Raw genomic sequence first — 20,237 nt, forward strand, 5'->3', positions numbered from 1 at the left:
TTTCCTCCTTAGCGGCTCGCCAGAAGGCTGTAGTAAGCCTTCAGGTAGGCGTGCTTGGCCTGCTCCAGGGAAAGCGCCGCCTGCTTGAGGGCGAGTTCCTGTTGTAGAAGGCCTAACCGGCTGGTGAGGCCGGCCTGGAAGCGCTTCTCCTCGGCGCGGTAGCGCTCCTGGGCTGCCCGGTAAGCTTCCTCCGCCGTTTTCACCCCTTGCAGGAGGGGGGATAGCTGGCGGTACCTGGCCTCCAGGCCCAGCCTTAGGGAGCGCTCCAGGTTGGCCAGGTTGGCCTCGAGGGTTTGGATCTGGTCCTCCAGGGCCTCGATCTCCTTCCTTGGGACGAAGCTTTCGTCCAAGAGACCCCGCTGGAAGCGGAGAAGGGCCAGGGACTGCTTCAGCTGCAGGAGGTCGGTGTGCTCCTGAAGAAGGGTTTCCACCAGCTTCTCCTCGGGGAGGGCTGGCAGCTCCTTGACGCCTTCCGGCTTCCAATCCCCCACCAGGTTCGCCAAGGCGGCCAGGGCGGTATCCCGTCCCCTTTGGGCCAGCTCCAGGTTCTTCCTGGCCTCCAGAAGCCGGTTTTGCGCCTCCAGGAGGTCCAGGCTGGTGGCCCCGCCTCCCTTGAGGCGGATCTCCGTGGCCTTGAGTCCCAGCTCGGCCACCTCCACCGCCTTTTCCGCCAGATCCACCTGCAGGAGGGCTTCATAGGCCTGGGTGTAGGCGGAAACGATCTCGCTTTCCGTCTGGGCCAGGGCCCGTTTGAACCTGGCCTCGGCCAGATCCCTGGCCTGGCGCGCTTGCAACTCGGCCAAGGCCGTGCGCAAGGGGTCCTGGAGGGTGCGGGCGAGGTCTTTTTGCTTGGTTTGGTAGTCCAAGCGGGCCGTGACCACCGCCGCCACCTCCGGTGCCTTTTTCAGGGCCTCGGGGAGGGGCTGGGCTAAGCCAGGAGCCAGAAGCACGAGTAAGGCTAGGGCGTTTTTTCTCATGGGGTCACCTCCGGTAGGAGTTCGCCGTAGAACTGGTAAAGCTCCATCCACTTGGTTCTCAGGTCGCTTTCCGCCTGGGCCAGGGCCAGTTCCGCCTGGGCAAGGGAAAGCTCCGCCTGCAACAGGGCCAGGGGGCTTTCCAGGCCCAGTTCCAGGCGCTTTTTCGTTTCCGCCAGGGTCCTTTCCTGGGCCTCGAGGCGGAGGCGGGCTAGCTCCAGGGACGTCCTCAGGGTTTTCAGGGAGTTATTCAGGGTCTCTTCCTGAAGCCGGGCTTGTCTTTCGGCTGCCTTTAGGGCTTCCTCCGCCCCCCGCACCTGGGCCTCTGCGGCCTCCAGGGCGGCGAAAAGACCCGGGGAGAGGGTGAGGGAAAAGGAGAGCCTCATTTCCTCCAGGGTGCGGTAGCTACCCCCTCCGGGTAGGCTGGTGGGCCTTTGCGCGGGATCCTGCCGGGTGTAGGCCAGGGTGGGTTGCAGGGTCCGGCTGGAAAGGCTCAGGGCCAGGGTGTCGTTCCCGCTCGGGTAGAGGAGGTAGCTGGCCTTGACCTCGGGGAAGAGGGTGCGGAGGGCGCTCATGTGGGCGATCCTGGCTTCCTCCAGGCTCAGGCGGGCTTCCTCCAGGGAGAGGGGCGTGGTGCCTTGGGGTGGGGGGATCTCGGGAAGGGGCTTGGTGAGGTCTACCAGCCCCTCCGCTCCCTTCCTGGCCAGTTCCACGTTCCTCTGGGCCTCCAGGAGGCGGTTTTCCGCTTCCTTCAGGGCAAGTTCCGCCTCCCTGAGCTCCTTGGGGTTGGCCTGGCGTTTCCGAGCTGCCTCCAGGGCTGCCTGGGCCAGTTCTACTTCCTTTTGGGCCAGCTTTTCCCCCAAGAGGGCCAGCTGGTAGCGTCCGTATGCGGCCACCGCCTGGGTTTGCAGGGCAGTAAGGACCTTGCGGTAGCCGAGTTCCGCTCTTCGGTAGGCGATCCGGGCCCGTTCCAGGCTGTCCTGCACGTCCCCGAAGGGGAATGGAGTAAGGACCAGGGCCAGGGTGAGGCTTCCCCCTGTGGCGGGCAGGCTTTGGCAGAGGGAGGGAGGAGTGCACTCGTATCCCAAGCGGGCGTAGTTTCCCTGCACATTGAGGGCTAAGGGGGAAGCCTGGGCCTCGAGGGCCTTGGCGGCAGCCTGCAAGAGGGCCTGGGCCTGCCGGGCCAGGGGGTGGTCCTTGAGGGGACTCAGCGCCCCCTGGGCCAATGCGGGGAGGAGAAAGAGGAGGAGGGCGAGGGCTTTAGCCACCTTCCACCTCCGTGAGCTTGCGCAGGAGGTCGCGGAAAAGGAGGAGCTCCTTTGGGCTGAGCCGGGCCAGGTGCTGCCCGTAGGCCTGAAGCCAGGCTTCCTGTAGGCGCTTGTGCACGGCCTCTCCCTTGGGGGTGAGGCGCAGGAGCACCCTGCGGCGGTCCTCGGGGTCGGGCTGGCGCCTCAGGAGGCCGGCTTCCTCCAAGGAGGCAAGGAGGTGGGAAACCTGGGAGGGAAGGACCTCGAGGTGTTCCGCCAGGCGGGAGGGAAGCTGGATCCCCTCCTTCACCAGGCGGAGTACCTCCGCCTGGAGGAGGGAGAGGCCTTCTTGGGCAAAGGTTTCCTTGGCCCGGGCGAGGAGAAGGCGCATCAAGGCATACCCTAGCCGCGAGAGCTCCTCCACCAGGGGAGCAGGGGGACCCTTCATACTCTTCAACTATACATGCAAATCAAGGAAAAACAAGGGCGTGCCCCACATGGCCCCATGGTGTAGAATGGCGAAAGGTGATATGGACAGACCTCCCAGTCGGTGGTTCTTCTTCCTGCCCTTCGGTTCCCTAGCCCTGGCCCAGTCCCAAGCCCCAAGCCCTGGGGACCTCTTTCTTTTGGTCCTTCTCTTGGCCCTTTCCGCCTTCTTCTCCGCCAGCGAAACGGCCTTCACCACCCTATATCCCTGGAAGGTGCGGGAGCTGGCGGAAACCCAGGGGGGGCCCTTCCGGCTTCTCTCCCAGGACATCACCCGTTTCCTCACCACCATCCTGGTGGGCAACAACCTGGTGAACATCGCCGCCACCGCTTTGGTGACGGACCTGGCCACCCGGGCCTTCGGCTCGGCCGGCGTGGGCCTGGCCACGGGGCTCATGACCTTTCTCATCCTGTTTTTCGGGGAGATCACCCCCAAGTCCATCGCTGTTCACCACGCCGTACCCTTGGCCCGGGTAGCTGCCTGGCCCATCTATCTCTTTTCCATCCTGCTTTATCCGGTGGGCCGCTTCTTCAGCCTGGTTTCCGTTTTCCTGCTCAGGGTGCTGGGCCTGGAGCCCCGGGATACCCCCCTGGTGTCCGAGCGAGAGCTCAAGCTCATCCTGGCGGGGGCGGAGGAGTCCGGAATCATAGAGGCCCAAGAGGAGGAGATGATCCACTCCATCCTGGAGCTGGAGGAAACCCCGGTGCGGGAGATCATGACCCCCCGGGTGGAGATGGTGGCCATTGAGGCGGAGGCCAGCCTGGAGGAGTTCCTCCACCTCTTCCGGGAGCACCGCTACAGCCGGGTTCCCGTCTACAAGGAAAGCGTGGACCACATTGTGGGGGTGGCCTACGCCCAGGACCTCCTGGACTACTACTGCGAGGAGGATCTTAAAGGGCGCACCGTGGCCTCCATCGCCCACCCCCCTTACTTCGTGCCCGAGAACATGGACGCCTGGTCCCTCCTAAGGGAGCTACGCCGGCGGAAGGTGCACATGGCCATCGTGGTGGACGAGTTCGGGGGCACGGCGGGCCTGGTCACCTTGGAGGACGTGATGGAGGAGATCGTGGGGGAGATCTACGACGAGACCGACGAGCCGGAGGACCTGGCCATTCGCAGGCTTCCCGACGGCTCCTTTTCCATCCAGGCCCAGACCCCCGTGGACGAGGTTTCCGAGGTCTTGGGAGTGGAGCTTCCCGAAGGAGAGTACGACACCCTTTCCGGCTTCCTCTACGAGCAGTTCGGCCGCATCCCCGGCGTGGGGGAAAGCGTGGAGTGGCAGGGGTTTCGCTTCGTGGTGGAAAGCGCCGACCAGCGCCGGATAGAAAGGGTGCGGGTGGAAAGGCTGGTGGAGCATGGAGAGGGTTAGGGCCATCCTCGAGGCCCATGTGGAGCGGGCCTACGCTCCTTACTCCGGCTTCCCCGTGGTGGCTATGGTGGAGGCGGAAGGGGAAAGCTTCCTTGGGGTCAACGTGGAAAACGCCTCCTTCCCCCTTTCCCAGTGTGCGGAGCGCAATGCGGTGGCCGCCATGGTCCTGGCGGGGAAGAGGCGGATAGACCGGGTGCACATCTATAGCCCGAAGGGCCCCATCCCCCCTTGCGGGGGATGCCGCCAGGTGCTTTTTGAGTTTGGCTCCTCCGGGACCGAGGTGGTCATGCACGGGCCCGAGGGGTATGTGGTGAGGACCCTGGGAGAGCTTTTGCCCCTGGGTTTTAGGCTCTAGAGGGGTAAAACCAGGCTTTGCCGGAAAAAGCCCGGGACCTCGAGGGTGAGTTCCAGCCTTCCAGAGCCCCGTTCCAAGCCTGGCCTGAAGCCCGTCACCTGAAGCCGGCCCTCGCCCCGGGCGGGGAGGTCCACCTGCACCCGGAAGCTTTGGCCCAGGAGGACCAAGCTTCCTTCCACCTTGAGGGGAAGGGGGTTGGGGTTTTCCAGGAAGAAGTTCACCCCCACCCGGCGGACCCTTGGGGGCTCCAGGGGGAAGGCCAGCCGGGTGCGGAAGAAGGTGAGGCTTTGGCCCAGGGTGCGGCCTTCCAAGGCCACCGCCACCCCCTCCCGGGAGAGGAGGGCCTGGGCTGTGGCCAAGGCCTCCTTGGGGGTGAGCCGTACCAGGAGCACCTCCTCCTTCCTTCCGGGGGGTAGGGTTAGGTCCAGGGGCACGGCCACCTCCCCCACCCTGAGCCGGGTGCCAAAGGTGGCCAGGGGCAGGGGGAAGGGGTTGGGGTTTTGGAACTCCACCCTTACCCCCAGGAGGAGGGCGGGTTCCGGGCTCACTTCCAGGCCCCGCAGCTCGGCCGAGAGCAAACGGGCCTCGGGGGTCAGGGTCTGGGGAGCGCAGGCGGCCAAAAGGCCCAGGGTCACGAGGCCTAAAAGAATTCTCACAGGAGCCATCCTTCCTCCTTGAGGGCTTCCAAGACGGGCCGAAACTCCTTCCAGATAGGGCTTTCCTGGGGATAGGGAGGCCTTGGGTAACCGGCGGGTAGGCCCAGGTGCCTCATGGCCTGCTTGAGGAGGGGTACCCCACCCCTGGAAAGAAGGTTCCCCAAGGGGAATAGCCGTTTTTGCAGGGCCTGGGCTTCGCTTAGGCGGCCGGTCCGGAAGGCCTCCAGGAGGGACCGGTAGGCCCTGGGGGCCAGGTTGGCCGCCGCCAGGATGCCTCCTTCGGCTCCCAGGGCCAAAGCCCCCAGGAAGGTGGGGGCGTGGCCGGTGAAGACCCGGAAGTCATCCCTCAGATGGGCCTGGTAAAAGGCCAGGCGGGTTAGGTCCCCGCTGGAGTCCTTGATTCCCGTGATCCTGGGGTGTTGGGCCAGGGTTTCCACCGCGGAAAGGGGCAGGTCCACCTTGGTGTTCTGGGGCACGTGGTAGAGGAAGATGGGCATCCTTTCCGCCAGGGCTTTGTAGTAGGCCACGAGCCCCTCGCCGAGGCTTGCGTGGTAGTAGCGGGGAGGCGTGGCCAGAAGGGCCATGGCGCCTGCTTCCTGGGCCTCGAGGAGGGCCCGTTCCGCCTGGGGCAGGGTTTCCTCCATGAGGCCCACCAGGAAAGGCTTCCGGGGTTTTAGGGCCCGAAGCCCCCTGGACCGTTCCTCCGGGGTCAGATGGACGCCTTCCCCGTTGGAGCCGTAGATGAGAAGCCCGTCCACCAAAGGTTCCAGGGCTTCCGCCAGTTCCCGAAAGGCCTCCGTGTCCAGGCGGCCTTCCCGGTCAAAGGGAGTGGGGATGGGTGGAAGGATCATGTGGGCCTCCTCAGGCTCAAGACTAACACCAGGAGGTGGAGCCCGTAGGCCAGGATCAGGAGGGTGGGTTTCTGGCCCTCCAGGAGGGCAAGAAGCCCATAGGCGGCCAAAAGGAGGAGGACAATGCCCAGGCCCGAGGAGAAGCCGAGGCTTCCCGGTACCAGGAGGCGCACCCCCAGGGCCCAGGAGGGGGGAATCGGGGTCCTGCGCCGGGGCAGGAGGAAGGTGAGGAGGTGGTAGAGGAGAAGGAGCCAGAAGCCAGCGAAGGCCCAGGGCTTTACCCCTTCAGGAAGGGGGGTGCTGAGGTGCAGGAACCCCCGGAAGGGATCCTCCTGGAGGCGCTTTACCTCCACCTGGAGGAGGGCCAGGTAAAGGGTGCGCAGGGTGGGACCTGGCTCCCTGGCCCCCCAGGGATCCTGCCCCAGTTGGAGGGCTGAGCGGATGGGTCCCTCGAGGGGAGCCTTACGGTAGGCTTGGGCCAGGGAGGTTTCGTCTCCCCTAAGGGCCAGGGCGAAGGGCAAAGCGGCTTCCCGCAGGAGGCCCTGGGCCTCCTTGGGGGCCTCCGAAAGGAGGGCGTAACCCAGAAGGGCCTTGACCTCGGGAGTGGGGGGAAGGGTGCGGAGCCAGTCCTGGGCTTTTTGGGTACGGAGGGTGCCTTGGTCCAAGGGGGGGGCGAAAAGCCCTTTTCGCACCTGGGCGTCCAGTCCCTGGAGGAGGAGGCCCAGGCTGAGGGCCAGGAAGAGGACCAGGGCCAGCACCCGTTCCCCCAGGCTGGCGTAGGCCAGGTGAAGGTGCCGAAGGCGCAGGAGGGGGTGCCGCCAGAACCCACCCAGATAGCCGCCGATGGGCTTCAGGTCCTTTAGCTGGGCGGGCAGGTAGTAGAGGAAGAGGTAGAGCATGAGGCCCAGGTAGGCCAGGCCCAGGGTCCAGAGGGCCATGGGAAGCAGGGAAAGCCTGGGGGGAAGCCAGGCGCGCAGGATCTTTCCCGCCTCCAAGAAGGTCAGGGCCTGGGCAGGGTGGCCCTGGGCCTCCAGGTACTGGGCAGTCTCCTGGAAAAAAGCCAAGGAACCTGGGAAGAGAGGGGTGTAGCGGAGGAGGGCCTTGGCCAGGAGAAGGGCCTTTTCGGGGTCCTTCTTCTGCAGAAGGCGGGAGGTCTCCGCCATGCGGGCCACCCCCGGTTGGCCGAAGAAGAGTTCCGGCCTATGGCCCCGGGCCAGGAGGTCCTGGCCGTAGGCCTCCAGGTCCTCCGGGGTGAGGGTGGCGGGGTCCAGGGTCCAGTAGGCATAGTAGGGCCAGGGCTTCGGCGGACTGAGGGCTTCTAGGAGGGAGCCCAGGACCTTTAGGTCCTCCTCCTTGCCTTCAAAGGGCACCCGGGGGAAGGGGATGGGCAGGACCCAGTCCCCCTCGAGGAGGGCTTCAGGGCCTGGCCTGAGGGCCAGGATGCGGGCCGGGGCAAAGTGGAAGGAGAAGGTTTTCTCCTTCGCGCTGGTTTCAACTACCAAAAGCCCCTGGGCCACGTACACCTTATCCCCTTGGACCAAAGGTCCCAGCCAACCCCCCGGGGGTAGGGGCAGGAGGCCCCAGGGGAGCTTGAGCCCTTCCCGGGTCAGCTCGGGGGTGGCGGGAGCCAGGGCGATGAAGCGGGCTTCCAGGGCACCGGCGGGCAGGGAAAGGCGGATGCGGTACTCCCCGGGGACCTTGGGGTGTAGCTCCAGCTGGAACCTTCCCTTCTGGGCCTCCACCTCCAAGGTTTCTTGTCCCTCGGGACCCTCCAGCACCAGGGGGAAGCGCCCTTCGGGCAGGTCCCGTCCCTCCAGGACCACAGGCCTTCCCGCCTGGACTTCCTTCGGGACCACCAGGCTTTGGCCTAAAACCGGGAGTCCCAGAGCCAAGAGGAAGCCGATGGCCCGGGTCAGGAACGCGCGCATGGGGTTATTCTACAGGCATGGGTCTACTGGACATGATCGGCCCGGTGATGGTGGGGCCTTCCTCCAGCCACACCGCCGGGGCCTGCCGCCTGGCCCTTCTGGCCCGGCACCTTTTGGGGGAAAGGCCCAGGCGGGTGGAGTTTGGCCTGCACGGCTCCTTTGCCAAGACGGGAAAGGGCCACGGCACCCACCTGGCCTTGGTGGCGGGGGTTTTGGGCTTTACCCCCGACGACGAAAGGCTTAAGGAAAGCCTTTCCCTGGCGGAGAAGGAAGGCCTCGAGGTGGCCTTTAAGGCAGTGGAGCTTGGGGACGTGCATCCCAACACTGTGCGTATGGTCCTGGAGGGGGAGAAGGAGCGCATTACCGTGACCGGAAGCTCCCTGGGAGGCGGACTGGTGCGCATCTTTGACCTGGATGGCTTCGAGGTGCGCATCACCGGAGCCGCCCCCACCCTGGTGATCCGCAACGTGGACACCCCGGGGGTGGTGGCCCGGGTGGCCCGCATCCTGGCCGATGACGAGGTGAACATCGCCTACCTCACGGTGAGCCGCAAGAAGCGGGGCGGGGAGGCCATGATGAGCCTCGAGGTGGACCGTCCCCTTCCCGAGGTCCCCTTGAGGTACCTGGAGCACCTCTCCTACATCCTCTGGGTGCGGCAGATCCCCCCGGTTATGGACTAAAGCTCCTTGGCCGGGGGGAGTTCCAGGCGCAAACACGCCCCGCCCAAGGGGGTTTTGCAGGTCAGAAGCCTCCCCCCGTGGGCCTCGGCCACCCGCTTGGCGGTGTAGAGGCCAAGCCCCGCGCTTCCCCGGTTCGGGCCTCCTTGGCGGAAGGGCTGGGCCAGGGCTTCCAGGGGCAGGGGAAGCCCTTCCCCGTCGTCCTCCACCTGCAGGGCCCCTTCCTCCACCCGGATGCGCACCTGGGTTTTGGCGTGCCGCAGGGCGTTGTCCAGAAGGTTGGCCAGGGCCCTTTCCAAAAGGAGCCGCTCCCCCCGGGCGAGACCCGCCCCCTCCACCGTTAGGCCAAGCCCCCGCCTTCCCGCTTCCTCCCGGTAACGGAGAAGGAGATCCTCGGCCAAGGCCCTTAGGTTCAGGGTTTCCCGCTGGGGGGTGCGGGTCTCCAGGCGGGAGAGGGCCAGGAGGTTTTCCACGAGAAGGTGGGCCTGGAAGAGCTCCCGCCTCAAGGCCAGAAGGAGTTCCACCCGCTTCTCCCGTCCCAGGTGGTCCGCCCTTTCCAGGTACTCCAGGGCCCGGATGGCGGAAAGCAGGGGGGTTTTCAGGTCGTGGGCCAGGGCCCCGTAGAAGGCTTCCCGGGCCTCCATAAGGCGCTGGAGGCGTTGAAGAAGCTCCCCGAAGCGGGCGCGGAGCAGGGCGATCTCCATGGGGGGAGGCTCCTTGGGGGCGGGTAGCCTGAGCTCGTTCACCGGGCCCTCCTTGACGGAGAGGTAGGCCAGGGCGCGGGTGAGCTCCTCGAGGGGCCTGAGGAGGCTTCGGGCCAGGAAGTATCCCACCGCCCCGGAAACCAGGCCGATGAGGAGAAGCCACAGCACCAAGGGCAGCCAGGGACCCTCCCCCATGAGGCCCAGGGTGAGGGCCAGGACCAGGTTGGGCAGAAAAGCCAGAAGGGCGATAACCAGGGCGAGCCTTGCCCTAAGACTCATCCCGCCCCGCCGAGAGCACCGCCAGGAAGGCCTCCTGGGGCACCTCCACCTTGCCGATGGCCTTGAGCCGCTTCTTCCCCTCCTTTTGCTTTTCCAGAAGCTTCTTCTTCCGGGTTACGTCCCCGCCGTAGCACTTGGCCAGCACATCCTTGCGCAGGGCCTTCACCGTGGCCCGGGCGATGATCTTGCCCCCGATGGCCGCCTGGATGGGTACCTCAAAAAGCTGACGGGGGATGACCTCCGCCAGCTTGTCCACGATGGCCCGGGCCATGGCGTAGGCCTTGTCCCGGTGGGCGATGAAGGTGAGGGCGTCCACGGGCTCCCCGTGCACCAGCACGTTGACCTTGACCAGGTCCCCAGGCTGGTAACCGATCTGCTCGTAGTCCATGGAGGCGTAGCCCCGGGAGAGGCTTTTCAGGCGGTCGTGGAAGTCGTAAAGGATCTCGGCAAAGGGCACCTCGTAGACCAGCTCCACCCGCTTGGTTTCCCCGGGAAGGTAGGTCATGTTCACCAGGCGGCCCCGTTTTTCCTGGACGAGTTGCATGATGGCCCCCACGTATTCCTCGGGGGTAAAGACGGTGAGCTTCACGTAGGGCTCGAGGATCTCCTCGATCTTTGTGGGGTCGGGGAGGTCGGCGGGGTTTAGCACCTCCACCTCCTCCCCGTTTTTCAGGCGCACCCTGTAGACCACGCTGGGGGCGGTGGCGATGAGCTCCAGGCCGAACTCCCGCTCCAGGCGCTCCTGCACGATTTCCGCATGGAGAAGCCCCAGGAAGCCGCAGCGGAAACCGAAGCCCAAGGCGGTGGAGGTTTCCGGCTCAAAGGAAAGGGCGGCGTCGTTGAGCTTGAGCTTTTCCAGGGCATCCCTTAGCCTTCCGTAGTCTCCGGAGTCCACGGGGTAGAGGCCGGCGAAGACCACGGGTTTGGCGGGGCGGAAGCCGGGGTAGGGGGCGTCGGTGGGCCTATGGGCGTGGGTGATGGTATCCCCCACCTGCACGTCGTGGATGTCCCGGATGGCGGCCACCAGCCAGCCCACCTCCCCTGCGGTGAGCTCCTCCACGGGGATGAGCCCCTGGGGGGTGAAGATCCCCACCTTGTCCACGGTGAACTCCTTGCCGGTGGAGTAGATGCGGATCCGGTCCCCCGGGCGCACCCGGCCCTCAAAGAGGCGGAGGTAGGGGATGACCCCCTGGTAGGCGTCGTAAAGGGAGTCGAAGATGAGGGCCTTAAGGGGAGCTTCCGGGTCGCCCTTGGGGGGTGGGATGCGCTTTACGATGGCCTCGAGGATCTCCTCCACGCCTTCCCCCGTCTTCCCCGAGGCGAAGATGGCCTCGTCGGCGGGAAGGCCCAGCACCTCCTCCACCTCGAGGGCCACCTCCAGGGGCCTGGCGTTGGGAAGGTCGATCTTGTTGATGACGGGGATCATCACATGGCCGTGTTCCAGGGCCATGTAGAACTTGGCCAGGGTTTCCGCCTCCACTCCTTGGCTGGCGTCCACCACCAGAAGGACTCCTTCCACCGCCGCCAAGGCCCGGGAGACCTCGTAGGTGAAGTCCACGTGGCCCGGGGTGTCGATCAGGTTGAAGATATAGGTTTCCCCGTCCTTGGCCCGGTACTCCACCCGCACGGCGCTGGCCTTGATGGTGATGCCCCGCTCGCGCTCCAGCTCCAGGGAGTCCAGAAACTGCTCCCGCATCTCCCGCTCGCTCACCGCATGGGTCAGCTGCAGGATGCGGTCGGCCAGGGTGGACTTCCCGTGGTCCACATGGGCGATGATGGAGAAGTTGCGGATGCGCTTGTCATCCATCCTTCTCATCGTCCAGGGTGGAGGGGGCAAAGTCAAGCTGGCCTGGTGGTTTGGGCGGTATGGGTAGAATGCGGCATGACCCCTGAGATCTGGCCGGGGCTGGTCCGCCTGTACTGGCGCCTGGCCCTGATTCCTTTGGTGTGGATCCCGGTGGTGGTGCTTTATGGGGGCCGGGTGATGTACGCTGCCACGCTCCTTTACTGGTTAAGCCTTCCCGTCGCCTACATCCTGGGCAGGGTCACAGTCATGGGGCGCCTGGCCGTGGCCCTGCACCTGGGGGTGGCCCTATTCACCGCCCTCATGAGCCTGGTGGCCTCACCGGAGGCGGCGGTCACGGGGCTTTCCGGGGAGGACTGGCGGCTTGGGGTCATGGCCTTCTTCACCGTGGGCGCCTACGCCTTTGCCGCCTTCGCTGGCTGGCCCGGGCTTTGGCTGGCCTTGGCCTATGTCCTCCTCGCCCCCTGGCCCCAGGAGGAAACCCGGTTCCTGGTGGCGGCGGGGGGGCTTTTGGCCAGCATAGCGGGCCTCAGCGTGGCGGCCATGATCCGTCGCCTTCAGGCTTTGCAAAGCCTCATCCAGAGCGAGGCCCTCACCGACCCCCTCACGGGCCTGGCCAACCGCCGCTCCCTGGAGCGGGAGTTTCCCCGGCTCCAGGCCCTGGCCGCCCGGGAGGGGCTTTCCCTGGTCCTTTCCCTCTGGGACCTGGACGACCTGAAGGCGGTGAACGACCGGGAGGGGCATAAGGCGGGGGATGCCCATCTGGTCCGCTTCGCCAGGGTCCTGCGGGAGGAGGCCCGGGAAGGGGATGCCCTTTACCGGGTGGGCGGGGACGAGTTCGTGGGCCTGCACCTGGGCTTAAGGGATGGAGCCTCCCTGGAGGCGCGGGTCCATGCCCGTTTCCCCTCGGTTTCCGTGGGCTTCAGCCAGGTGGAGGGGAAGGAGCTGGTGCAGGCCCTCGAGGCGGCCGATGGGCTCATGTACCGGAAGAAGGGGAGATGAGGACTCTTGCCCCGGGGTTTTGGACCGGGTAAACTTTTGCCGGGGGTTCCCGTGGACCTGGAGAAATCCGTTCGGGAGCTGGCCCGGCGCTTTGCCCGGGAGCGCATCCTGCCCCAGGCCAAGCATCTGGACCAGGAGGCCCGGTTTCCCTGGCCTTTGTTTCGGGAGGCGGCAGGGCTTGGTTTTCCGGTACTGGTGGTCCCGGAGGAGCTGGGCGGGGCAGGGCTTGGGCCCAGGAGCCTGGTCCTGGTGGCGGAGGAACTGGCCTACGCCTGCACCGGGGTGGCGGCAGCCTTGCTCCTCAACAACCTGGTGGCGGATGCCCTTCTCCTCTCGGGAAGTGCCCACGCCCGAAGCTTTCTACCCCGGCTCAGGGAGGAGGTGGCCTCCTACGCCCTTACCGAGCCCCACGCGGGCTCGGATGTGGCCGCCATCCGCACCCGGGCGGAAAGGGTGCCGGGCGGATACCGCCTCCACGGGCGCAAAACCTGGATCAGCCATGCCCCGGAGGCCTCCTTTTTCGTGGTCTTTGCCAAGGTGGCGGAGGGCCGGGAGGGGATCGCTGCCTTTCTGGTGGAGCGGGGGATGGGGGTGGAGGTGGGGCCTCCTTTGCCCAAGCTGGGGCAGAAGGCCTCCCCGGCGGCGGAGGTGTACCTGGACGGCGTCCTGGTGCCCGAGGAGAGCTTGATCGCCCGGGAGGGGTTTGCCCTGGCCATGCGGGTGTTCAACCGCTCCCGGCCCATGGTGGCAGCCTTGGCGGTGGGGCTATTGCGGAGGGCCTTGGACGAGGCCCTGGCCTACGCTGCCATGCGGGAGGCTTTCGGCAGGCCCCTTCTGGAGCACCAGGGGGTGGGGTTTAAGCTGGCGGAGATGCTCATGGACCTGGAGGCCGCCCGCCTCCTCACCCTGAAGGCCGCCGAACTGGCGGAACGAGGCGAGGAGAACGCCTTGGAGGCAGCCACGGCCAAGGCCTTCGCCGCCGACGCCGCCGTGCGGGGGGTGTCGGAGGCCCTCCAGGTCTTTGGCGGAAACGGCTACAGCGAGGAGTATCCCTTGGCCAAACTGTACCGCGATGCCAAGGTGCTCCAGATCTATGAGGGAACCTCCGAGATCCAAAGGCTCGTCATCCTGCGGGAGCTGGTAAGGAGGCGGATATGGGAGAGCCCGTGATCCTCGAGGGGGTACGCACCCCCATCGGCAAGAGGAATGGAGCCTTGCGGGAGTGGCGGCCCGATGCCCTTTACGCCCAGGTCTTGGACGCCCTCCTGGAGCGGACGGGTATCGACCCCGGGCTCATCGGGGATGTGGTCACGGGTTGCGTGACCCAAACCGGGGAACAGGGGGCCAACATAGGACGGCTTGCCGTCCTCCTTTCCCGCCTACCCCAGGAGGTTCCTGCGGTAAGCCTGAACCGCATGTGCGGCTCCAGCCAGCAGGCTGTGCACTTCGCCGCCCAGGCCATCGCTGCCGGCGACCTGGACTTTGCCATTGCCGGCGGGGTGGAGAGCATGACCCGATCCCCCATGTTCTCCGATATCGGGGGAGGCTTCCACACCTTGAATCCGGCGCTTTTTCAGCGGTACGAGCTCGTCCACCAAGGGGAAAGCGCGGAGCGCATCGCAAAGAAGTATGGCCTCTGCCGGGAGGAGCTGGACGAGTGGGGCTATCTCTCCCGCAGGCGGGCGGCCCGGGCCATCCAGGAGGGGCGCTTCCGGAGCCAGATCCTTCCCCTGGAGGGGGTGGATGGGGAGGGAAGGCCCTTCCTGCTGGACCGCGACGAAGGGGTGCGTTTCGACGTGGACTACGAGCGGATGCTGGCCTTGAAGCCTGTCTTCCGGGAGGACGGGGTGGTGACCGCCGGCAACTCCAGCCAGGTTTCCGACGGGGCGGCGGCCCTGCTCCTGGGGGATAGGGAAAAGGCCTTGGCCTTGGGCCTCCGCCCCCGGGCCCGTTTCCTTGCCCGGGTGGTGGTGGCGGGGGATCCCACCCTGCAACTATTGGAGGTGATCCCCGCCACCAAAAAGGCCCTGGAGAAGGCGGGGCTTTCCCTTAGGGACCTGGACGTCATCGAGATCAACGAGGCCTTCGCCAGCGTGGTTCTGGCCTTCCTGCGGGAGTTTGGCCCCGACCCGGAAAGGGTGAATCCCAACGGCGGGGCCATCGCCCACGGGCACCCCTTGGGGGCCACGGGGGCCATCCTCATGACCAAGCTTCTTTACGAGCTGGAGCGCACCGGGGGGGAGTTTGGCCTCCAGGTGATGTGCATCGGCCACGGGCAGGCCACGGCCACCATCATCCAGAGGATCTAGGGGTGGACCATGGAAAGAAGCGCTTTGGTGACGGGTGGGGCCTCGGGGTTGGGAAGGGCTACGGCCTTGGCCTTAAGGGATAGGGGCTACAGGGTGGTGGTCTTGGACCTCAGGCGGGGAGAGGATCCGGGCCTGGATTACCTGGAAGGGGATGTGACCCGGGAGGAGGATGCTAAGCGAGCGGTGGAGCTTGCGGCCTCCCAGGCTCCCCTTTTCGCGGTGGTCAATGCCGCGGGCATCGGTTTGGCCCGCAAGGTTCTGGGGCGCGAAGGCCCCCACGACCTGGAAGGTTTCCGCAAGGTGGTGGAGGTGAACCTTATCGGCACCTTTAACGTCTTGCGCCTTGCGGCTTGGGCCATGCGGGAGAACCCTCCCGATGCCGAGGGGCAGCGGGGGGTGGTGGTGAACACCGCCAGCGTGGCGGCTTTTGAGGGCCAGGTGGGCCAGGCGGCCTACGCGGCCAGCAAGGGGGGCGTGGTGGGCCTCACCCTCCCCGTGGCCCGGGAGCTTGCGGACTGGGGCATCCGGGTGGTGACCATCGCCCCGGGCCTCTTCGATACCCCCCTCCTTCAGGGGCTTCCTGAAAAGGCCAAGGCCTCGCTGGCCGAACAGGTGCCCTTTCCCAGGCGCCTGGGCCGGCCGGAGGAGTACGCCCTATTGGTCCTCCACATCCTGGAAAACCCCATGCTGAACGGGGAGGTGATCCGCCTGGATGGTGCCTTGCGTATGGCCCCCAGGTAGGGTTCTGGATCTCACCCGGCTTCTTCCCGGGCCCTTGGCGGGCAAGCTCCTTGCGGATCTGGGCTTTCCCGTCCTCAAGGTGGAGCCCCCTCGAGGGGACCCCCTCAGGGACTGGGCCCTGGAGGCCTACCGCTTCTTGAACGGGAAAAAGGAGATCTTGACCCTGGACCTGAAGAGGAGGGAGGATCGGGAACGTTTCCTGGCCTTGGTTCCCGAGGCCGCCATCCTCCTCGAGGCCAACCGCCCCGGGGTCATGGAGCGGCTGGGCCTCGGGCCTAAGGTGCTCCTTGGGATCAACCCCCGCTTGGTCTGTGCCCGGCTTCGGGGCTACCCGGATGCCCCAGACCCCGGCCACGACCTCACCTACCTGGCGGAGGCGGGGCTTCTCGGGCGCTTTCCCTGGGGGTCCTTCCAGTTCGCCGACCTGGCCGGGGCCTATGCCCTGGCTCTTACGGCCTTGAAGGGGCTGCTTCTTGGAGGTGGGGTATACGAGGTGGCCCTCTCCGAGGCGGTGAAGGCCATGGCCTATCCCCCCATTCCCTTCCTGGATGGCTCCGTCCTGTGCTATGGGATTTACCCCGCCCGGGAGGGGGAGGTGGCCCTGGCGGCTTTGGAGCCCCATTTCTGGGCCCGGTTTTGCGAGGAGTCGGGCCTTAGGGAGCTTCTTCCCTCGGCTTTCGATCCGGCTAGGCCCGGCCTTCCACCCTACGAGCGGCTCCTGGCCTTCTTCCAAGGGAGGACCGCTCGGGAATGGGAGGCCTGGGCCAAGGAGAAGGGGATTCCCCTGCGGGCGGTGCGGGGCTAGCGGGCGGTCCAGCCCAGGTCGATGGGGAAGACGGCCCCCGTGATGGCCGAGGCCTTTTCCGAGGCCAGGAAGAGGGCCAAGGCCGCCACCTCCTCGGGTTCGATGAGGCGCTTGATGGCCGCTTGGGCCAGGAAGACCTTTTCTACCACCTCGCTTTCAGGGATGGAAAGGGTGCGGGCCTGGTCGGCGATCTGCTTCTCCACCAGGGGAGTGCGTACGTAGGCGGGGGCGATGGCGTTCACGGTGATGCCGTAGGGACCCGCCTCGAGGGCCACGGTCTTGGTGAGGCCCAAGAGGCCGTGCTTGGCGGAGATGTAGGCGGACTTGTAGGGGCTGGCCACCAGGCCGTGGATGCTGGCGATGTTGAGGATCCGCCCCCAGCCCTTGGCCTTCATTCCCGGGAGAAGGGCCTTGATGAGCTGGAAAGGGGCGGTGAGCATCACCTGGATCATCCTTTGCCAGGTTTCCAGGGGAAACTCCTCCACCGGGTCGATGTGCTGGAAGCCTGCGTTGTTTACCAGGATGTCCACGCCGTACTGGGCCGCTTGTTTCCCGAGTTCCTCCACGGCTTTGGGATCGGCCAGGTCCGCCTGCAGGAAGATCCCGCCGAGCTCCTTAGCCAAAGCCGAGGCATCTTGGAGATCGTGGACCAGAACCCTGGCTCCCTCCCGGCCGAAGGCCCGGGCCAGGGCTAGGCCGATGCCGCTCGCTGCGCCAGTGATTAGAACTGTACGCTCTTTAAAGTTCACGGTAGTTAGACCCCTCCTTTACACCGGTTAAGGCCCGGACCCGCTCGGGATCATGGCGGAGTTCCATGGCAGGGCCCGAATGGACTATCCGACCGTCGTCCAGGATGTAGACCCAGTCGGCCAGCTCGAGGGCCAAGCGGGCATTTTGTTCTGCCAGAAGTATGGAAACCCCTTCTCCCTTAAACTTTTGCAAAGTTTCCCCAACCAAGCGGACCACAAGTGGCGCGAGGCCTTGGGAGGGCTCGTCTAGGATCAGAAGGCGGGGGTTTAGGAGCAAGGCTCTGGCGATGGCTAGCATCTGCTGTTCTCCTCCGGATAGCTGGCGTCCAGAGTGATGCCGCCTTTCTTGGAGTCTGGGGAAGAGCTGGTATATACGGTCGAGGTCAAAGGGTCCGGGGCGCTTACCCAAAGTGATGCGCAGGTTCTCCTCCACGCTAAGGTTGGGGAATACCCTCCGCCCCTCAGGCACATAGCCTACGCCCAGCATGGCAATCTGGTGGGGCGGCGCGTGGGTGATGTCCTGTCCAAAGAGAAGAACTTGACCCTCTTTCCTGGGAGGGGTGAGACCCAGAATTGCACGGATGGTGGTGGTTTTTCCAGCCCCATTTCGTCCAAGGAGGGCAACAAGCGTTCCTGCTTTGACCTGTAAGGAAACCGAGTGCAGGATATGGCTTTTGCCGTAAAAGGCGTTGACCCTATCCAGTTGCAGGGCGTTCACCCTGCCATCACCTCCTCCCCCAGGTAAGCCGCTTGGACCTTTTCGTCCTTGGCGATTTCGTCGGGGGTCCCCTCTGCAAGGACCTCCCCTAGGTGAAGCACGGTGACCCGATCGGCAATGCCAAAGACCACGGCCATGTCGTGCTCTATGAAGAGGAGGGTGAGCCCTTCCTCACGGTGAAGGCTTTTAAGCGTTTGTACCGTGCGCCAGGTTTCGGCATCGCTCATCCCCGCTGTAGGTTCGTCGAGGAGAAGAAGTTTAGGACGTAAACAAAGAGCCAAGCCAATTTCCACCAGGCGCTGGTCCCCATGGGCTAACTCTCCCACAAGGCGGCTGGCCTGTTCTTCCAGACCTAGGCGCTCTAGGAGAGCGGATGCTTCCTCTTCCAGAAAACGGGATTTCCGGGGCCAGGGGTAGGAGGAGAGGCTGTGGGCTGCCTCCAAGGCAATGATTAGGTTTTCCCTGGCCGTCAAATTGGTAAAGACCTGGGGTACCTGAAAGGTGCGGGAAAGGCCCAAGCGAATTCGTTCCTCGACGGCGATGTGGGTGATTTCCTTGTCTAGGAAGTAAACCCTCCCCCTATCAGGTCTTTTGGCCCCGGAGAGCAGGTCGAAGAGCGTTGACTTTCCGGCACCGTTGGGACCAATGATGGCGTGGATGCTGCCCGCTGCCACTTCCAGGTTCACCCCTGATACCGCTAGTAAGCGGCCGAAGGCCTTGCTTAGACCTTCTGCTCTCAGGATGGGCCTCACGTTGACCTCCTCTTGGTTGCAAGGCCAGCGACCCCACCGGGGAAGAATAGGACGGCTAGGATGAAGAGGATTCCGATGAATAGCATCCATTCCTGTGTGTAGGAGCTAAGAAGTTCCTCAAGGAGCACGTAGAGGGCCGCACCAATTAAGGGGCCGAAAAAGTGCCACCTGCCCCCCAGAAAGGCCATCATTACCAAGGTTCCAGACGTGGTCCAATGGAGGAAGCTGGGTTGGGCGAAGTTGATTTGGAGGGCAAGAAGGGCACCTGCGATGCCTGCTATTGCTCCTGATATCGTGAAGGCTATCCAGAGATAGCGTTCTGGTTTCAGGCTCAGGAAGCGTGCCCGAAGCATATTCTCTCGTAGGGCCAAAAAGGATCTACCTAGCGGCGACTGGACCAGTTGCCAGAGGAGGAAGCTGGAGAGAAGAAAGATGGGGAGGACAAAGTAATAGTAGGCCTCGCTGCTGGAGAGATCCAAGGTGAAGCCTGGTAAATGCAAGGGCTGTCGGGCAAACCCCCTTAGGCCGTCATCCCCCCCGGTAAGATCGCTCCACTGGAAGGCTATAAAGTAGAAGAACTGGCTGAAAGCGATGGTAAAGGTGGCGAAGTAGATTCCTCTCAGCCGAGTGATAAGCAGGCCAAGTAGGGCAGCGGCGATACCAGCAAGAAGGAAACCGCAGGTTACGGCCAGGAGTGTGCTTGGGAGGATGTGTTTTAGGGTGAGGCCTGCCCCATAGGCTCCCAGGCCTAAGAAGGCGGCGTGCCCAAAGGACACCTGGCCGGTATACCCTATGAGGAGATTGAGCCCCATGGCAGCTAAGCCCCATATGAGGATGTAGCTAGCGATCGCTGCATAGCTGCCCAGGGCTTTGAGCACCCAGGGTAAGGGAAGGAGCACGGCCAAGAGAAGGATCCAGGTTCTCATTCGAAAAACCCCTCCTGTCCGAAAAGTCCTCTAGGACGCAACAAAAGAACGAGAACAAGTATAAGATAAATGGCCAGTTCGCTAGCCAGGGCCAAAAAGTTTCCGGCTAGACCGGTGGCCATACCCACCAGAAGGCCTCCAAGGTAACTACCTCCCAGGCTTCCCACCCCACCTAAAATGAGGGCCACGAAACTGGGCATAAGGAGGCCAGTTCCCATGGTGGGCGAAAGGCCCAGCTGGCCAGCGGCCAGAACCCCAGCTAAGCCAGCCAAGAAGGCTCCCAGGGCAAAGGCCAGGGTGTACAGGCGCCTTACGTCCGTGCCAAGCGCGTTGAGGGTTTCCCGGTCCTGGGCTCCTGCTCGGAGGTAAAGGCCCAAACGGGTAAAGCGCAGAAGGAGATAAACCCCTAGTCCAGCCATTAGCGCTATGGCTAGGACCAGGATCCGGTAGCGGGTGAGGAAGAAGAGGCTGGTTCCGGGGAATAAAGAGCTTCCCAGGCCCTCTGGAATCCGGAAGGGTACCGCCACAGGACCGAAGAGGATGCGCACAGTCTCCTCAAGGGCCAAGGCTAGCCCAAAGGTAAGGAGAAGGCTCTCTAAGGGGTCGCGGCGGTAAAGGGGACGCATGATGCTGATTTCTAGGATGACCGCCAGGAGGGCAAGGCCTAAGGGAGCTAGGAGTAGAGACCAGTAGAATCCCACCAATCCGGAAAGCACGTAGCCCATGTAAGCTCCTACCACCAGGAAGCCCCCATGGGCGAGGTTGATGATGCGGGTCAAAGATAAGATTAGGGCTAGGCCTAGAGCTAGGAGGGCATAAAAAGCTCCGCTCACCAAGCCATTTAGAAGCTGGATCAAGAGGAGGTCCATACCTAGGGGTAGACGATACGGCAACCCGTTTCCTC

At 64.6% G+C, this 20,237-nt stretch carries 21 protein-coding genes; 8 read left to right on the forward strand and 13 right to left on the reverse strand.

Annotation, left to right across the window (positions count from 1 at the left end; genetic code table 11):
- Nucleotides 1-8: 8 nt before the first annotated feature.
- Genes TNMX_RS03075 through TNMX_RS03085 form a run of 3 tightly spaced genes read right to left on the reverse strand, consistent with a single transcriptional unit; the run spans nucleotide 9 to nucleotide 2,669 of the window.
- Nucleotides 9-977 (reverse strand): TolC family protein, encoded by a 969-nt coding sequence (locus TNMX_RS03075; protein WP_038029394.1) that lies wholly within the window; start codon nucleotides 975-977, stop codon nucleotides 9-11.
- Nucleotides 974-2,242 carry a TolC family protein gene (locus tag TNMX_RS03080; protein WP_038029396.1) on the reverse strand — a complete coding sequence of 423 codons (1,269 nt, stop codon included), beginning with the start codon at nucleotides 2,240-2,242 and terminating at the stop codon, nucleotides 974-976. Before TNMX_RS03080 ends, TNMX_RS03075 begins: the two co-directional genes overlap by 4 nt.
- Entirely contained in the window at nucleotides 2,235-2,669 is a 435-nt protein-coding gene (locus tag TNMX_RS03085) for a MarR family winged helix-turn-helix transcriptional regulator (protein ID WP_038029398.1), read from the reverse strand. Before TNMX_RS03085 ends, TNMX_RS03080 begins: the two co-directional genes overlap by 8 nt.
- An 82-nt stretch (nucleotides 2,670-2,751) precedes the next feature.
- On the opposite strand from TNMX_RS03085, the gene TNMX_RS03090 reads away from it, so the two are divergent.
- The gene (locus TNMX_RS03090; protein WP_038029402.1) at nucleotides 2,752-4,077 is read left to right on the forward strand and encodes a hemolysin family protein; all 1,326 of its coding nucleotides are present in this window, start codon (nucleotides 2,752-2,754) and stop codon (nucleotides 4,075-4,077) included.
- Nucleotides 4,064-4,432: a cytidine deaminase gene (gene cdd, locus TNMX_RS03095; protein ID WP_038029404.1), complete on the forward strand. Its 369-nt coding sequence runs from the start codon at nucleotides 4,064-4,066 to the stop codon at nucleotides 4,430-4,432. The genes TNMX_RS03090 and cdd overlap by 14 nt, the downstream gene beginning before the upstream one ends.
- Here cdd and TNMX_RS03100 read toward each other — a convergent pair.
- From TNMX_RS03100 to TNMX_RS03110, 3 genes are read right to left on the reverse strand one after another with little or no spacing between them, the layout of a single operon-like run.
- Nucleotides 4,429-5,097: a hypothetical protein gene (locus TNMX_RS03100; protein WP_038029407.1), complete on the reverse strand. Its 669-nt coding sequence runs from the start codon at nucleotides 5,095-5,097 to the stop codon at nucleotides 4,429-4,431. The genes cdd and TNMX_RS03100 overlap by 4 nt on opposite strands.
- Complete coding sequence (locus TNMX_RS03105; RefSeq protein WP_038029409.1) at nucleotides 5,085-5,939, reverse strand: dihydrodipicolinate synthase family protein; 855 nt, start codon at nucleotides 5,937-5,939, stop codon at nucleotides 5,085-5,087. The genes TNMX_RS03100 and TNMX_RS03105 overlap by 13 nt, the downstream gene beginning before the upstream one ends.
- Nucleotides 5,936-7,867 (reverse strand): hypothetical protein, encoded by a 1,932-nt coding sequence (locus tag TNMX_RS03110; protein WP_038029411.1) that lies wholly within the window; start codon nucleotides 7,865-7,867, stop codon nucleotides 5,936-5,938. The genes TNMX_RS03105 and TNMX_RS03110 overlap by 4 nt, the downstream gene beginning before the upstream one ends.
- Before the next feature lie 17 nt (nucleotides 7,868-7,884).
- On the opposite strand from TNMX_RS03110, the gene sdaAB reads away from it, so the two are divergent.
- Nucleotides 7,885-8,547: an L-serine ammonia-lyase, iron-sulfur-dependent subunit beta gene (gene sdaAB, locus TNMX_RS03115; protein ID WP_015716795.1), complete on the forward strand. Its 663-nt coding sequence runs from the start codon at nucleotides 7,885-7,887 to the stop codon at nucleotides 8,545-8,547.
- Here the strand turns inward: sdaAB and TNMX_RS03120 are convergent.
- Both TNMX_RS03120 and lepA read right to left on the reverse strand, forming a co-directional pair.
- Complete coding sequence (locus TNMX_RS03120) at nucleotides 8,544-9,527, reverse strand: sensor histidine kinase KdpD (protein ID WP_038029413.1); 984 nt, start codon at nucleotides 9,525-9,527, stop codon at nucleotides 8,544-8,546. The two genes, sdaAB and TNMX_RS03120, sit on opposite strands and share 4 nt — an antisense overlap.
- Entirely contained in the window at nucleotides 9,517-11,343 is a 1,827-nt protein-coding gene (lepA, locus tag TNMX_RS03125) for a translation elongation factor 4 (RefSeq protein ID WP_126164666.1), read from the reverse strand. The genes TNMX_RS03120 and lepA overlap by 11 nt, the downstream gene beginning before the upstream one ends.
- 66 nt (nucleotides 11,344-11,409) lie before the next feature.
- On the opposite strand from lepA, the gene TNMX_RS12375 reads away from it, so the two are divergent.
- From TNMX_RS12375 to TNMX_RS03150, 5 genes are read left to right on the forward strand one after another with little or no spacing between them, the layout of a single operon-like run.
- Complete coding sequence (locus tag TNMX_RS12375; RefSeq protein ID WP_052037916.1) at nucleotides 11,410-12,333, forward strand: GGDEF domain-containing protein; 924 nt, start codon at nucleotides 11,410-11,412, stop codon at nucleotides 12,331-12,333.
- A 57-nt stretch (nucleotides 12,334-12,390) separates the two neighbouring features.
- A complete protein-coding gene (locus tag TNMX_RS03135; RefSeq protein WP_371180286.1) occupies nucleotides 12,391-13,503 on the forward strand; it encodes an acyl-CoA dehydrogenase family protein in 1,113 nt (370 codons plus the stop codon).
- On the forward strand, nucleotides 13,488-14,642 hold the full coding sequence (locus TNMX_RS03140; RefSeq protein WP_038029424.1) for a thiolase family protein: 1,155 nt from the start codon (nucleotides 13,488-13,490) through the stop codon (nucleotides 14,640-14,642). Before TNMX_RS03135 ends, TNMX_RS03140 begins: the two co-directional genes overlap by 16 nt.
- A gap of 9 nt (nucleotides 14,643-14,651) precedes the next feature.
- The gene (locus TNMX_RS03145) at nucleotides 14,652-15,383 is read left to right on the forward strand and encodes a 3-hydroxyacyl-CoA dehydrogenase (RefSeq protein WP_015716801.1); all 732 of its coding nucleotides are present in this window, start codon (nucleotides 14,652-14,654) and stop codon (nucleotides 15,381-15,383) included.
- Nucleotides 15,355-16,188 (forward strand): CoA transferase, encoded by an 834-nt coding sequence (locus TNMX_RS03150; protein ID WP_038029427.1) that lies wholly within the window; start codon nucleotides 15,355-15,357, stop codon nucleotides 16,186-16,188. Before TNMX_RS03145 ends, TNMX_RS03150 begins: the two co-directional genes overlap by 29 nt.
- Here the strand turns inward: TNMX_RS03150 and TNMX_RS03155 are convergent.
- The 5 genes from TNMX_RS03155 to TNMX_RS03175 are packed head-to-tail and all read right to left on the reverse strand — an operon-like array spanning nucleotide 16,185 to nucleotide 20,202.
- Entirely contained in the window at nucleotides 16,185-16,937 is a 753-nt protein-coding gene (locus tag TNMX_RS03155; RefSeq protein ID WP_038029430.1) for a 3-hydroxybutyrate dehydrogenase, read from the reverse strand. The genes TNMX_RS03150 and TNMX_RS03155 overlap by 4 nt on opposite strands.
- The gene (locus TNMX_RS03160; protein ID WP_038029434.1) at nucleotides 16,927-17,655 is read right to left on the reverse strand and encodes an ABC transporter ATP-binding protein; all 729 of its coding nucleotides are present in this window, start codon (nucleotides 17,653-17,655) and stop codon (nucleotides 16,927-16,929) included. Before TNMX_RS03160 ends, TNMX_RS03155 begins: the two co-directional genes overlap by 11 nt.
- Nucleotides 17,652-18,407 (reverse strand): ABC transporter ATP-binding protein, encoded by a 756-nt coding sequence (locus TNMX_RS03165; RefSeq protein WP_216593108.1) that lies wholly within the window; start codon nucleotides 18,405-18,407, stop codon nucleotides 17,652-17,654. The genes TNMX_RS03160 and TNMX_RS03165 overlap by 4 nt, the downstream gene beginning before the upstream one ends.
- Nucleotides 18,404-19,333, reverse strand: a complete 930-nt coding sequence (locus TNMX_RS03170) for a branched-chain amino acid ABC transporter permease (protein ID WP_038029436.1) — start codon at nucleotides 19,331-19,333, stop codon at nucleotides 18,404-18,406. The genes TNMX_RS03165 and TNMX_RS03170 overlap by 4 nt, the downstream gene beginning before the upstream one ends.
- Nucleotides 19,330-20,202: a branched-chain amino acid ABC transporter permease gene (locus TNMX_RS03175; protein WP_038029439.1), complete on the reverse strand. Its 873-nt coding sequence runs from the start codon at nucleotides 20,200-20,202 to the stop codon at nucleotides 19,330-19,332. Before TNMX_RS03175 ends, TNMX_RS03170 begins: the two co-directional genes overlap by 4 nt.
- Nucleotides 20,203-20,237: the final 35 nt, after the last annotated feature.

The sequence above is a fragment of the Thermus sp. NMX2.A1 genome, assembly GCF_000511705.1.
Lineage (GTDB): Bacteria > Deinococcota > Deinococci > Deinococcales > Thermaceae > Thermus > Thermus scotoductus.